Annotated in this window: 10 protein-coding genes; 4 read left to right on the plus strand and 6 right to left on the minus strand. The window is 49.1% G+C overall.

What is annotated here, in order from left to right; translation table 11 throughout:
* Positions 1-293: 293 nt before the first annotated feature.
* Together ABDW72_RS00190 and ABDW72_RS00195 are read right to left on the minus strand one after the other, a co-directional pair.
* Positions 294-2,726 (minus strand): TonB-dependent receptor domain-containing protein, encoded by a 2,433-nt coding sequence (locus ABDW72_RS00190; protein WP_347156412.1) that lies wholly within the window; start codon positions 2,724-2,726, stop codon positions 294-296.
* A 365-nt stretch (positions 2,727-3,091) separates the two neighbouring features.
* On the minus strand, positions 3,092-4,507 hold the full coding sequence (locus ABDW72_RS00195; protein ID WP_347157064.1) for a DEAD/DEAH box helicase: 1,416 nt from the start codon (positions 4,505-4,507) through the stop codon (positions 3,092-3,094).
* Between the two features lie 714 nt (positions 4,508-5,221).
* On the opposite strand from ABDW72_RS00195, the gene ABDW72_RS00200 reads away from it, so the two are divergent.
* The 3 genes from ABDW72_RS00200 to ABDW72_RS00210 all read left to right on the plus strand — a co-directional run bounded on the left by ABDW72_RS00200 (position 5,222) and on the right by ABDW72_RS00210 (position 8,092).
* Complete coding sequence (locus tag ABDW72_RS00200) at positions 5,222-5,980, plus strand: YebC/PmpR family DNA-binding transcriptional regulator (protein WP_347156413.1); 759 nt, start codon at positions 5,222-5,224, stop codon at positions 5,978-5,980.
* 158 nt (positions 5,981-6,138) lie between these two features.
* On the plus strand, positions 6,139-7,269 hold the full coding sequence (locus ABDW72_RS00205) for a CaiB/BaiF CoA transferase family protein (protein WP_347156414.1): 1,131 nt from the start codon (positions 6,139-6,141) through the stop codon (positions 7,267-7,269).
* A gap of 139 nt (positions 7,270-7,408) precedes the next feature.
* Positions 7,409-8,092 carry a hypothetical protein gene (locus ABDW72_RS00210; protein ID WP_347156415.1) on the plus strand — a complete coding sequence of 228 codons (684 nt, stop codon included), beginning with the start codon at positions 7,409-7,411 and terminating at the stop codon, positions 8,090-8,092.
* Positions 8,093-8,165: 73 nt separating this feature from the next.
* Here the strand turns inward: ABDW72_RS00210 and ABDW72_RS00215 are convergent, their stop codons facing one another.
* The 4 genes from ABDW72_RS00215 to ABDW72_RS00230 all read right to left on the minus strand — a co-directional run bounded on the left by ABDW72_RS00215 (position 8,166) and on the right by ABDW72_RS00230 (position 12,293).
* The gene (locus tag ABDW72_RS00215) at positions 8,166-8,906 is read right to left on the minus strand and encodes a phenylalanine 4-monooxygenase (protein WP_347156416.1); all 741 of its coding nucleotides are present in this window, start codon (positions 8,904-8,906) and stop codon (positions 8,166-8,168) included.
* Positions 8,907-9,331: 425 nt separating this feature from the next.
* Positions 9,332-11,209: an ABC-F family ATP-binding cassette domain-containing protein gene (locus ABDW72_RS00220; protein WP_347156417.1), complete on the minus strand. Its 1,878-nt coding sequence runs from the start codon at positions 11,207-11,209 to the stop codon at positions 9,332-9,334.
* 98 nt (positions 11,210-11,307) lie between these two features.
* On the minus strand, positions 11,308-11,697 hold the full coding sequence (locus tag ABDW72_RS00225) for an SPW repeat protein (protein WP_347156418.1): 390 nt from the start codon (positions 11,695-11,697) through the stop codon (positions 11,308-11,310).
* An 89-nt stretch (positions 11,698-11,786) separates the two neighbouring features.
* Positions 11,787-12,293, minus strand: a complete 507-nt coding sequence (locus ABDW72_RS00230) for an RDD family protein (RefSeq protein WP_347156419.1) — start codon at positions 12,291-12,293, stop codon at positions 11,787-11,789.
* 309 nt (positions 12,294-12,602) lie between these two features.
* On the opposite strand from ABDW72_RS00230, the gene murI reads away from it, so the two are divergent.
* On the plus strand, positions 12,603-13,418 hold the full coding sequence (murI, locus tag ABDW72_RS00235; RefSeq protein WP_347156420.1) for a glutamate racemase: 816 nt from the start codon (positions 12,603-12,605) through the stop codon (positions 13,416-13,418).
* Positions 13,419-13,701: the final 283 nt, after the last annotated feature.

The raw sequence follows: 13,701 nt of genomic DNA on the forward strand, positions 1-13,701 counted from the left end.
AAGGAAGACTTTAGGCGTATAAGCAAATCGAACGGAAAAGTTAAGGTATTATACTTCGTTTAGCGTGTCGGGCTTTCCGCGCAAAATTGAAATGTGACTTCTGAAAAGCTACTCTCCCAGGGTATAGGCTTACTCTATCAATCCGGTAGCTTCAGCATAGAGCTGTTCCTATTTATACTTCAGATAAAATCCAGCTTTATACTTGTGCACATGCGAGAAGAAAGCAACGGCTTGCAGGAACGCAAATTCTACGTTTCTACAAGCCGTTGCTTTCATATACTTTCTATGTCGGTTTAATTGCCGCCAGACTTCTGCTCGCCTCCGCTTCCGCCGCTGCCACCTTGCAGGTCGTCGTTTTTAATGCCGCGCTTGTTTTTCTTGATGCCGCCCTTCAGCTTGCCGAAGCGGTAATTGGCAGAGATGTTAAAGCGGCGGGCAAGATAATAAGACTCCTGTTTCTGATAAAAGCCGTTCTCGCCCGTCACCTCACTGAAGAACCGGCGGTTTTTCTGAAAAGGACTGCTCACTGACAGGCTGATGCTGGCTTTTTGATCTTCCAGGAAGCCTTTGTTGACCGAGAAGCTGTTGAACATGTAACCGGCCGACGTGCCCTGCAGCAGTACCTGCGGCGAGTAGTAGCCCACGTTAGTGCTGGCGCGCCAGTTTTTCTCAAACTTATAGCTGATATAGGTGAACACATTGGCGCTAAAGCCGCTGTTGTTGAAGCGCGCGCTGTGCAGGTCCACGTACCGGAGACCGCCATTCAGGTTGATGTTGAGCTTATTAAAGAGTGTCGTGTTGCCGTTAAGTGAGAAGCCAGTTGTGCTGTTGCGGCCAATGTTGCCAAAGGTAGTGCTGGCTACCGAATCGGCGGGGTTGTACGTGGTCAGCTGCTGAATGGAGCTGTTGGTGAAATTATTGAACAAGCTGACGTTCAACGAAGTGCCCTTTATAAACGTGTTGTAAGAGAGGTCAAATACGTTGTTAGTTGCCGCATTCAACCCGGGGTTGCCGTAGTCAATGTTCTTCGGGTCTACGCGGTTTACATAGGGGTTCAGCAAGTATAAACTAGGCCGCTCAATACGCTGGGTGTACGACAGGCGCACTGTGCTCATCCCTTTCAGCTTGCGCGAGAGAGCGATATTAGGGATCAGGTTGGTATAGTCGCTCTTGGCGATGGTGCCGGACGAGGTGAAATCGGCATCCACGTTGGTCGCCTCCAGGCGGGCACCCAGCTTCAATCCCCAGTCGCCTTTCTTCAGGCTGACCGCGGTATAGGCGGCATTGATGTCCTGGTCATAGGTAAAATTATTGCTCATGGCCGGGTTCAGAATGTAGGTATTCAGCTCCGGGTCGTAGTTCTGATAGTAGTAGTCGCTGTTGTTGGTCCGTAAAATGGATTTGATACCTAATTCGAGGGTATGTTTGCCGAAAGGATGCACGTAATCTGCCTGTATGGTCTGTTCTTTGGCCTGGCCATCGTTGTCGGTCCTGTTCAGGTCGTTGTTGTAGAGGAAATCTGAGAAGCTGCCATTTCTGTTGTTTTCATACTTGTATGACAGGGTAAGTAACTGCTCTTTGTTGCGCTTAAAAGTGTGCTGGTAATCTGCCCCAACCTCCTGGTTGCCCCAGTGATTGGTACCATCGCTGCTTCTGTTATACGTGTTCAGCAGTTGGCCCTCGCTGCCCAGGTTCCGGATGCGCTGCATCAGGCTGTTTTCGCCGTTGCTTCGGTTAATGCTGTAGTTGGCGGTAAACAGGTTCAGGGTATCCAGCTCAAAGCTCAGTTCCCCGCTCAGGTAATGAAAATGGCCTTCGCTCTGGCTGCTGCCGTTCTGCTCCAGAATGTTGCCTCCCTCGTCGCGGCGGTACAGGGAGCTTTCATTGCTGGGCGAGGTATACGTGCTGAGACCACCATAGCCCGAGAAGCCGAACTTGCCCACTACAGCTGTAAAGTAGCCGCCGCCATATACACTTTCCGGTGTGCCGACGCTCAGATTGACAGACCCGTTGTAGCCGTTGGTCGTTTTCTTGTTGGTGATGATGTTGATGATGCCGCCCACGCCCTCGGCCTCATACTTGGAGGGCGGGTTGGTGATCACCTCAATGCTTTTGATGGAGCTGGCGGGCATGCTCTTGAACACATCCTTCGGGCTATTGGCAAACAGCGAAGAAGATTTGCCGTTAACGAGCACTTTATAGCTGCCATTGCCATTCAGTTTGATATTGTCCTCGGCGTCAACTGTTAGTAGCGGCACTTTGCGCAACATATCCAGCGCATTTAGTGTTTTGCTCTCCGGATCAGCATCCACATTGTAACTGATCTTGTCGATGTCCTGCGTTACAAGCATTTTTTCGGCAGTTACTTCTACCTCCTGCAGTTGGCTGGCAGATGCTATGAGCGCTATTTTGCCAAGATCCAGTTGTGGGGCTGCGGCAGAGAAGGCAGGTAGCGTTACGGTTTTGCTTTTGTAACCGACATAGGTCAGCACCACCTGAAGCGGTTTGTCTATAGGCAAACCGCTAAACTCGAAAGAGCCGTTCTCATGGGTGAAGGTACTTTTGATGGCGTCGTCTTTGCCTGCTTGCTGTAATACAACGGTTACATAGCTCAGCGGCGTAGCCGTGGCGGAGTCAATGGCCGTGCCTTTGATAGTGCCGGTTTGCGCCAGGGCAAAGGAGGAAAGGAAGCAGCACAGAAAGGCCGCCAGCAAAGTTTGTTTCATGTAGGTAAAGGTTAAGGCGTAAGTGAAAAATAGATGTAATGCGCTGCTAATCTCAACAGCCTATGCCTTTATTTGCCTGCCTATCTCTACAACTGAAATACGTTACCACGGCGTGGAACGAAGCGCCTGCCTGCGACGAGCTAAATATGACAAGGCTAATATAGTAGATTATTTGGTAATAAAATAGTCCTGTTTTGTTAAAGTTAAGTTAAAATCAAGAAAGGAAGTGTCGGTTGATGTTAAAACGATGATAAGGCTGCGCATCTGTTCCGGCACTACCGCTTTGCTGCTGTCGCCTGCCAGCAATGGCATTAAGCAAAAAGAGCCGCTGTCGGGCGGCTCTTTTTATGACTTAGATATCGTTGCTACTCCTGACCAGCGTCGGAGTTGCGTTGCGGATGCGTTTGCGGGGCAGCGCCCTTCGGGCGGTTATGATCTCTCCGGCGGTTGTTGCGCTTCCGCTTGTTGGCAGCAGGTTGCTGCCCTTCAGTCGCTTGCCTTGGCTCACCTTCTTGCCGGGGCGTGTGGTTTGCTGCCTTAATGGGCCGCTTGTTTCCGTCTGCACCAACTGCTTCCGGTTTAGGGCCTCTGCTCCGGTTGTTGTTACGGTCTCTATTACCGCCGCCCGAGCGACCGCCGCCACCTGAACGACCACCACGGCCACCGCCTCTGCTGTCATCCCGGCGCGTTGGGTCATAGGCAGGCGCAGCGCCAAAACCATCCGGTAATGGTAACTTCGGCAGTTCCCGCTCAATCAGCTGCTCTACCTTGCGCACGCGGTACATATCTTTTTCGTTCACAAACGTAATGGCCACGCCCGTTGACGCAGCACGGGCCGTACGGCCTACACGGTGCACGTAATCTTCGGCATCCTGCGGCATATCAAAGTTTACCACATGGCTCAGGCTGTCAATATCAATGCCCCGCGACATGATGTCGGTGGCTACCAGGATCTGGTATTGCTTGTTCTTAAAACCTTGCAGTGCTTTCTCACGCTCCTCCTGCGTCAGGTCCGATTGGATACCATCGGCTTCAAAGCCCATCTTACGCAGCGAGCGTACGATCTGGCTCACGTTCGATTTGCGTGAAGTAAAGATGATCATGCTTTGCACGTCCTGCTGTTGCAACAGGTGTTCCAGCAGTGGCAGCTTCTGGTTATCATAAGCTAAGTATAAACGCTGGTCAATGCCTTCGGCAGGCTTGGAAATGGCCAGGTTGATCTGGGCCGGGTCCTGCAGAATCTGCTGGGCCAGGTCGCGTATCTTCTTAGGCATGGTAGCCGAGAAAAGCAGCGTCTGGCGTTCTGTCGGAAGCTGGCGCACAATCTTCAGGATGTCATCCATAAAGCCCATGTCCAGCATTTTGTCGGCCTCATCCAGCACCAGGTAGTTCAGCTTATCCAGCTTCACATAACCTAACGCCATATGCGACATCAGGCGGCCCGGCGTCGCGATAATGATATCAGCACCACTGGTCAGGGCACGCTTTTGCTGGTCCCACTCATCGCCTTTGCTGCCGCCATAAATAGCAATAGAGCTGGCCGAAACATAATAGCCAAAGCCCTCCACCTGTTCGTCAATCTGTTTAGCCAGTTCGCGGGTAGGCACCAGCACCAGGGTACTGGTATGATCGTAGTTGCCATGCGAAATCCGGTCGAGCAGGGGCAGCAGGTAGGCAGCTGTTTTCCCTGTTCCGGTCTGGGCGCAGGCAATCATGTCTTTATTATCAAGTATGAGCGGAATAGCCTGCTCTTGCACAGGAGTGGGAGTGCGGTACCCCATCGATTCGATACCCGTCAGTACGTCTTCGTGTAAATTAAAGGAATGAAAATCCAAAGTGATTCAGTTTGGTTACAACAATTAAGAAGCAGCTACTGCTGAAAGCAGGACAGTTCTTTTCTATGTAAAGATACAACAAATATAGTTGGTTTGTGCCATACCTGGTTTATGTCTGCTGGTTGAATTTTATCTATAAAAAATATTACCTGGTACAATAGGTATAAATATTTGTATGCGTATATTTAACGTGCAAAATGCAAGATACGCTGCGAGTTACACTAACACCTGCGAAACGCACCTTAAAGCATGTGAAGTATAAGTATAGTATGATTTACATGTTTATATATTTAATATAGCTTATAAAAAATACTATTTGGGTGTAACCTAAGGTTTGAGGTGGCGTAATGCTACTTAAGCAACCTGCTGATTAACATTAAATAAAATATATTTAATTTTATATATTTGTCATGAAGAAATTTATACAGAACTCGCCTAACTTCTTTTTGTTACTGGCACTTAATATTATCAACGCTATTTTCATGCTGTTGCGTTAAAATTAAGACTTCCTATCACTTACAGATAAGTGTTATCAGGAGCAGCTTTGTCATGCGGCAGGGCTGCTCTTTTTTGTGGCGGTTTTAGGAATTTATACTTTATTTTGTCTTGTTCTTCATGATGAAGTTTGTTCGTCTTTTCCAGAATATAAACTTATAGCCTATGTCAGGACACAGTAAGTGGTCAACTATAAAGCGCAAGAAAGGAGCCCTGGATGCCAAGCGCTCTAAGATATTTACTAAGCTGATCAAGGAGATTACAGTAGCTGTAAAAGAAGGCGGCGGTGCAGACCCCGACGGTAATCCCCGGCTGCGCCTGGCCATCCAGGCGAGCAAAGCTGCGAATATGCCCAAGGACAACATTGAGCGGGCCATCAAAAAAGGCGAGGGCAGCGAAGGCGACTACACCGAAGTGAGCTACGAAGGCTATGCCAGCCATGGGGTGGCGCTCTTTGTAGAAGCCATGACCGACAATATCAACCGGACTTTCCAGAATGTGCGCACCATCTTCAATAAGAATGGCGGCAGCATTGGCACCAATGGGTCGCTGGAGTTTATCTTCGACAGAAAGGGTGTTTTCGTGATAAAGCGCGACGAAAACTTTACCTACGACGAAGATACTTTTATGCTGGAAATGATTGACGGCGGTGCCGAAGAAGTGGAGTTTGAGGAAGATGTGGTGACGGTAACCTGCGCCATGGAGGACTTTGGCTCGATGCAGAAGAAAGTGGAGGAGTTGGGGCTGGAACTAGATAGTGCCGAGCTGCAGCGAATCCCGAAAACAACGGTTGCCGTGGAAGATCCTGAAGCGGTGCGTAAGCTGTTGAAGTTTATAGATGCTTTGGAAGATGACGACGATGTGCAGAAAGTATACCATAACCTGGAGCTGAACGAGGAAGTGCTGGCCGAACTGGAAAGTTAAACTTACAACTTCCTACAAGTATAAAAGGAGCCACGAGCACCGCGCTTGTGGCTCTTTCTTTTTAGCAGGGGCAGCGTAATTGGCTTGTACAGCTGGTGTACAAGTATAAATCTTCTCAGCTGGCAAGCGCCGGTTAAACTATCAAAACAAGTATAACGATGACATCTGAAGCGGTATTTAAAGATTTGTTAGTGCTGGAACTGGCCAGTGTGTTGGCAGGGCCAAGCGTCGGGCAGTTTTTTGCTGAACTGGGAGCAAAGGTCATCAAAGTGGAGAATGCCGCCACTGGAGGAGATGTAACCCGCACCTGGAAACTGAAGTCCGAAAAGGCCGATACTGATGCACCCGCTTACTTTTGTGCCGTGAACTGGGGCAAAACCTCGCTGGCACTCGACCTGACACAAGCGTCGGACTTAACGCACCTGCATACCCTAGTCAGGCAGGCCGATGTGGTGCTGGCCAGTTACAAGCCCGGCGATGCCGAGAAGTTGCAGGTAGATTTTGCTACGCTCCAATGCCTGAACCCGCGTTTAATTTATGGCCACATTACCGGGTATGGCGCCCACGACGACCGTGCTGGGTATGATGCCGTGGTGCAGGCAGAGAGCGGCTTTATGTACCTGAACGGCCCTGCTGATGGCGCTCCCACCAAAATGCCTGTTGCCTTGATCGACGTACTGGCAGCGCATCAGCTGAAGGAGGGCTTGTTAGTAGCTTTGCTGCAGCGGGAGCGGACAGGGGCAGGGCAGTTGGTGCAGGTGTCACTGTTGGCCGCAGCCGTTTCGGCACTGGTAAATCAGGCCACCAGCTACCTGGTAGCTGGGCACAACCCACAACGCATGGGCTCCGAGCACCCCAGCATTGTGCCGTATGGCAGCGTCTATACTTCTAAAGATCAAAAACAACTGGTATTGGCAATAGGCGATGACCGGCAGTTCCGGCGCTTGTGTGCGGTGCTGGATGCTCCACTACTGGCTGATGATACCCGTTTCAGCACCAACTATAACCGGGTGCAGCACCGGAGCGACCTTAACCAACAGTTGCAGCAGCTGATTGCGCAACAGGAACGGGAGCCACTGCTGCAGGCACTACGCCGGCAGCACGTACCTGCCGGCGCCATCAACACGGTTGCAGAGGTGTTTGAGCAGCCGCTGCCCAGGCAACTTTTACTGCATGCGCCTGACGCATTGCCCGGCATCCGCCAGGTGGCATTTCAGATTTCCGGGCAAAACTTGCCAGCGCTTGATCCGCCGCCTCACTACAATAGCGCCCAACCCAACCAGGTATAAACGGCCGTTTATAACCGAACTGTATTCCTGACATTTGCACTTTGCCGCTATAGGTGCTTTAGTATTTATTCGCTTTTGGGTAAACAAAGTCGCCTTATAGCAGGTAAATAAATAGGTTAAGTACCTACTTTTAACAACTATGGAAGACAAATTAGATGATATCATCAATGGATTGTATCAAAAGTCGAAAACCAAACAGGCCATTTACCGGAACACGCTGAATACCTTTCTCCGGATGAAAGAAATTTCGCAGGAACTGGTGGCGGAGCTGACGGAGCGGGTAACCCAGCAGGATGCCAGCGAGGTGGTGATCGAGTACAGAAATGTGCAGGAACATGAGTTCCACATCAAATTTTCAGGTGACCTCCTGGTGTTTGTGATGCACTCCAACATCATTACTTTTCCGGACGACTACGAGATCATGCGCAGTGAGTATATAGAAGAGGACTTTCGGCGCCGCTTTTTTGGACATATCATGGCCTATAATTTCATGGCAGATACGATCAAGTATAACCGCCTCGAAGATCCGGGATACCTGGTAGGGCGGATGCTCATCAACATTGACAATCATTTCTGCATCGAGGGTGTCAAGCAGCTGGATCTGCCTTTTGAGCAGGTATCCGACATCGCCAAGAACAAGATTAGCAATAAGGCCTTACGTGTTATCGTGGAAAGCGCCATGGTAGCCGCCGTAAACAACGACCTGATGGGCCAGGACGTGAGCGACATTGAGCGCACCACCCTCAAACAGAAACTGGAAAACACGCACCTGACCAAACCGCGTAAATTGGGCTTCCAGATTGCACACGAACTGACAAACTAATAAAATTGCCCATTGTTGCCCTGCAAGTATGCTCCGGACCAGGCAATTACCAATGCCTGGCCCGGAGCTGCCACTAGGAAGCCGGCTGCAGTACTTCGCGAAGCCTGTTCACAGCCTTCCGGATGCCGGGTAAGCTATGCCATAGCTCTTCATAACTGCTGATGCAGAAATACTGGCTCTGAAAGGTTTCCTTGATGTAGGACGTTTCCAGTATCTGCGCCACATTAAAATTATACTTTATACTTTGGGGCGCTACAGATAAATTGCTCTCACCAACAGACGAAAGAATACCGGCGCCATAGATGCGTACTTCTTCGTTTCGCCGAAACAGGCCAAACTCAATTGTATACCAGTAAATGCGGGTAAGCCGGTCTATAATGTCCGGGCGATCTACGTGCTCCAGCGCCATCTGCGATAGCTCTGCCAGAAACTGGCAGTATACCGGGATGGTGAGCAGCGGCACATGTCCGAAAACATCGTGGAACATGTCCGGCTCTTCCAGGTAATCCAGCTGGTCCATGCTGCGGATCCACACGGTGGCAGGAAACTTTTTGTCAGCGATTAGGCCAAAGAACAAGGCATCATCTACAATGCCGGGAGCAGCCACTACCTCAAAGCCAGTCAGCGGCTTCAGGCGTGCATTTACCTCGTCGAAGTTGGGGATGCGCTCCGGCTTGAAGTTTACTTTCTGCAAGCCTTCGTAAAACTCAGGAACTGCTTTTTGGGATAAATTTTCGAACTGCCGCTTGTACAGAATCTTCCAAACAGCATGGTTTTCTTCGGTATAGTCGTCGTAGTTTTGAGTCAGGATCATGGTATAAAGTATAATTGGATGTAAAAGAAAAAGCAGGGCTATGCGCCGCTGCTTTGGCAGGTTCACCAGAAGGCGAAGCGTTTTCAGCGCTTCAGAATCAATTTGAAAGTTGTGGTGATTGCCTAGCAGTAGCGGTAGTAGCGATAATAATAGCTGTAATAGCTATAAGCGCTCAGGCAATAAGAATGCAGGGCAGATAGAAGCCGTTTGCCAATGGAGGGTGGCAAAGTATAAGCAGTTGCTATGGCTTGTATCTGTTGCATTTGTAAGTGATGGCAAAATAAGAAACTTTCAGCTATAAACGCAAGACTGGCAAAGGAGTTTGATGAAAATCAGAAATTGACGTTTTTCTGAGGCTATCAAAGTACAGCAGGAATTATACTTGTAGCAGCAGGTGATTTAACCACTGCTACAAGTATAATGTGTTAGATCAGCTCAGACAATTCAAGCCAGCGGAATTCCTTCTCTTCCAGTTCCGCATTGATGCTCTCCAGTTCGGAGGCCCAGGCGGTAAGCTGGGCATGATCGGTGGTGGTGCCGGCTGTCATCGTTTCAGTCAGTGTGCTTTTGCGGCTTTCCAGTTGGGCTATTTCTTTTTCGAGCTGCTCATACTCCTTCTTCTCGGCATAAGTAGCTTTGCGGTTGTCCGTTGACTGCGTTTTGGATGCGACAGGAGCTGCTTCGGCCAGTTGGCGGGCATCTTCCTGCTCTTGTTTCTCCTGCTCTTTCTGCCACTCCCGGTAATCGGTGTAGTTGCCCGGGAAGTTGCGGATTCTGCCCTCGCCCTCAAATACGAACAGGTGCTCCACGAGCCGGTCCATAAAGTAGCGGTCGTGCGATACAATGAGCAGGCAGCCCCCGAAATTCAGCAGGAAGTCTTCTAATATGTTGAGTGTGATAATGTCCAGGTCGTTTGTCGGCTCGTCCAGGATCAGGAAATTGGGATTTTTGATCAGCACGCGTAGCAACTGCAGCCGCCGCTTTTCGCCACCACTTAGCTTGCTTACAAACGTATACTGCTGGGGCGGCGCAAACTGGAAGTGCTGCAGAAACTGGCTGGCTGTGATTACCTCGCCGTTCGCCATCTCCACCACTTCAGCAATTTCCTTCACGATATCAATCACGCGCTGGTCCTCCTTAAACGTCAGTTCATCCTGGGTATAGTAACCGAAGACGGTGGTCTGGCCGGCATCAATGGAGCCGGCATCGGGCTGCAGTTTGCCCGTCAGCATGTTCAGGAAGGTGGACTTGCCGGCTCCGTTCGGGCCAATAATACCGATGCGGTCCTTTTTCTTGAAAACATAGGTGAAATCATTCACAATCTTCTTCTTTCCAAAGGATTTTGAGATCTTCTCCACCTCCATGATCTTCCCGCCCTGGCGTGTAGTTTTCACCGAGAGTTCCAACTGCGGGGCTGCTGTTTTCTTGGCGGCCTTCTCTTTTAATTCCTCAAAGGCATCTACTCTATACTTGGCTTTGGTGCCGCGCGCTTTAGGCTGCCGGCGTATCCAGTCGAGTTCTTTGCGCATCAGGTTGCGCGCTTTCTCTGTTTCGGCCGCCGACGCTTCTTCGCGTTCCGCTTTCTTTTCTACAAAATAGCTGTAGTTTCCTTTGTAAGTATAGAGTTCTCCATTATCAAGCTCGGCCACCTCATTGGCTACTTTGTCCAGGAAATAGCGGTCGTGCGTTACCATCAGCAGCGTTGTGTTCTGAGTGCTCAGCAAGCCTTCCAGCCATTCAATTGTGTCCAGGTCCAGGTGGTTGGTGGGCTCATCCAGTATCAGCATGGTAGGCTCCTCGATCAGCACGCGTGCCATAGCTACGCGCTTGCGCTGGCCACCTGAGAGGTGCTTTAACTGGCTGTCGAGCTGATGAATGCCTAGTTTGGAGAGGATCTGCTTCACCTTTACTTCAAAATCCCAGGCTTGCTTTTCTTCCATGCGCTCCATCAGCAGCTGCATTTTTTCTGCGCTGGTGTTGGGGTTTTCCAGGGCTGCTTCGTAGGTGCGCACCAACTCTACTACCTCGCTCTGCCCTGAAAAGATCGTTTGCTGTACGGTCAGTTCATCATCCATTTCCGGGTTCTGGCCCAGGAAACCGATCGTTACTTCCTTGCGGGTGCTCACGCTGCCCTCATCTGGAGGAAGCGTGCCGGCCAGCACGTTGAGCAGTGTTGTTTTGCCGGAGCCGTTTACGCCGACCAGTGCCACGCGTTGCCCCTGGCTGATTCCGAAGTTCAGGTTCTTAAAAAGCCAGCGGTCGCCGAAACTCTTGGCGATATTTTCTGCGGATAAATAATTCATGCACAAATTTAGCTATTTCTGCGCTTAAGGCGTGCTAAAAAAGCAGGCCGACCTTTTTGGCCAGCCCGTAGTTATTACATGTGAACGGTTCAGCTAAACTATCTTGCTCTTTCGCGCTCCGGGTGTGTGGTACGGTAAGATGTGCTGGGGTAACGGTGGGTGGTTAATGCTGCCAGAATAGAGAAAATCCCTCCAATCAGGTGGGGCACGTATACCTGATCCGCAAAACTAAACATCCAGGGTGTCAGTGCCAGGATCACGCCCAGGCCAAAATCAATCATTAAGTGTGACGGCATTGGTATCATTTTAACGATACCAAGCTCGTAATCGGTACAAACCGCCTGGACCAGCACCAGAATACCAGCAACCACCATGATCCAGGTAGCATAGGGTACACTCGAAAAGTCAAATACCCACGGGGCAATTATAAAGATAACGCCCACCACATAATCTAAGATTCCGTGAAATCTTGTTGGAATAAACCGCATACTTTCCCTCCTTTCTAATTATCAGTCAGGTAGTTTATACGAGAGGAAGGGCGAAGGGCGAAAAAATAAAATGCAATTTTTGGAGCCTTTTACTCGGAGATTACCACGGTACGGGCCATATAATCGTGCAGCATTTGGCTGCGGCGCGTAGTGAGCAGCAGCAGGAAGCCGAAGCAAAGGGTAATAACAGAAGCCACTTTAGAAAAGTAGCGCAAATTAGCCTGAGCAAAGCTAACACGCCGGCCCCGGATATCCGTTACTTTCAGCCCGAGTGTAAACTTGCCAATGGTGGCTTGTTTGGGCGAAGACTCCAGTAAAGTATAGTAGAGCCAATGCAGCACCGGAAAGTAGATGTTATAGAAGAGCGTCTTACCAATTACCATAAGCTCCAGCACATTAAAGTTGTCGTCCTGCAGCATATCTTTCCAGGAGTACAGGTGCGAAGGAGATTCTACCGTGGAATACAGGATAATCGTATACCAAAAAACCAGCAGCGTTGTATCGACCAGGAACGCTACAAAGCGGTTCGCAAGGCTGCCATAAAGCGAAGTACGCTTAAAGGTAGTAGGAGTAGGCATGGCGATAGCAGTTTGCATAAGGGTAATGTTAAGAATAGATTATATGGGTGGAAGCAAGTAACAGTAACGTATTCTACAATCTTTAACGGGCTGTGGGTTTTCTGAAAAGCACAGCAGGCACTAAAAGTTATTAAATATAAGGAATGGTTTTATTGTAACAAAAATTTTAACTAAAATAATATATAATTTTAGAAGTATAAAGAAGTTTCTTTCTTTTTAAACTTTTAAAAGCTCCTGAAAATTCAACACAAGGTCGGATAATCGGTGAACTGATATTTTTTTGCTGCGAATGGTGGGTTAGCTACATTTTGTATAACTTAGCCCGGCATGGTAGAAGAACTGAAACAACGGCCAATAGGTATTTTTGACAGCGGGATTGGCGGATTAACAGTGGCAAAAGCCTTGGTGAACATGCTGCCTAACGAACGGCTCGTATACTTTGGTGATACGGCGCACCTGCCTTATGGAGATAAATCGACGGCAGCTATTCAGGCTTATGCTGTTAAAATAAGCGATTTGCTTATCAGGCAGCAGTGTAAATTGATCCTGATTGCCTGCAACTCAGCCTCTGCGGCAGCTTATGAACTGGTAAAAGAATACGTAGGCAGCAAGGCCAAAGTGCTGAACGTTATTGACCCCACGGTAGAGTATATCGGCCAGGCATATAAGGGCAAAACAATCGGCCTGATTGGGACCAAGCAGACCGTTAATTCCAACGTATACCGCAAAAAAGTCGATCAGCTCGACCAGCAAATTGCACTTAAATCGCTAGCTACGCCGCTGCTGGCCGATATGATTGAGGAAGGCTTTTTCAATGATTCTATCTCTGAAAGTGTCATTCACGCCTACCTTTCGCACGCGGAGCTAAACGGCATTGAAGCGCTTATACTTGGCTGCACCCATTATCCGCTTATCAAAAAGCAGATAGAGCAGTACTATAGTGGCCGGGTAGATGTGCTGGATGCCAGCCAGATTGTAGCCCGGCATGTAAAAGATTTCCTCGAAGACAACCAACTGGCCTCTGATCAACTGGTTGGAGATCATACTTTCTATGTTTCGGATTTTACCCGTTCGTTTGAAGAAAGCACCCGTATCTTCTTCAATCGCCAGGTGCACCTGGAGCATTACCCTCTATGGGAGTAACACAAGCAAAAAAGTCTTTTATAAATACTGCCCCTATAGGCCTATGTCTGTCATCAGCTTACTACCATCCTGAATACTGCTTTTCCACTTAACCGGCAGCTATTTCTACCGTATCATATAGCAACTCTACAGGCGTGCTGTGCATGTGAAATTGCTTTTGCACTTCGTAAATAGGAGGGCATTTACCTGAAATAACAATTCAAGCAAAAAATATCATTTCAGTTGTAGTGTTTGATTACGCACTATGATTTATGCCTTGTTATAGGTGATGCAAGGCAGTACA

Origin of the sequence: Pontibacter chitinilyticus (assembly GCF_039748935.1) — a bacterium.
GTDB classification, from domain to species: Bacteria; Bacteroidota; Bacteroidia; order Cytophagales; family Hymenobacteraceae; genus Pontibacter; species Pontibacter chitinilyticus.

Bases quoted from the DNA above. Each gene is read 5' to 3' on its own strand.
- ABDW72_RS00215 (WP_347156416.1), bottom strand. From the start codon at position 8,906: ATGATCCTGACTCAAAACTACGACGACTATACCGAAGAAAACCATGCT.
- ABDW72_RS00220 (WP_347156417.1), bottom strand. From the start codon at position 11,209: ATGAATTATTTATCCGCAGAAAATATCGCCAAGAGTTTCGGCGACCGC.
- ABDW72_RS00195 (WP_347157064.1), bottom strand. From the start codon at position 4,507: ATGGGGTACCGCACTCCCACTCCTGTGCAAGAGCAGGCTATTCCGCTC.
- ABDW72_RS00190 (WP_347156412.1), bottom strand. From the start codon at position 2,726: ATGAAACAAACTTTGCTGGCGGCCTTTCTGTGCTGCTTCCTTTCCTCC.
- murI (WP_347156420.1), top strand. From the start codon at position 12,603: ATGGTAGAAGAACTGAAACAACGGCCAATAGGTATTTTTGACAGCGGG.
- ABDW72_RS00210 (WP_347156415.1), top strand. From the start codon at position 7,409: ATGGAAGACAAATTAGATGATATCATCAATGGATTGTATCAAAAGTCG.
- ABDW72_RS00205 (WP_347156414.1), top strand. From the start codon at position 6,139: ATGACATCTGAAGCGGTATTTAAAGATTTGTTAGTGCTGGAACTGGCC.
- ABDW72_RS00200 (WP_347156413.1), top strand. From the start codon at position 5,222: ATGTCAGGACACAGTAAGTGGTCAACTATAAAGCGCAAGAAAGGAGCC.
- ABDW72_RS00230 (WP_347156419.1), bottom strand. From the start codon at position 12,293: ATGCAAACTGCTATCGCCATGCCTACTCCTACTACCTTTAAGCGTACT.
- ABDW72_RS00225 (WP_347156418.1), bottom strand. From the start codon at position 11,697: ATGCGGTTTATTCCAACAAGATTTCACGGAATCTTAGATTATGTGGTG.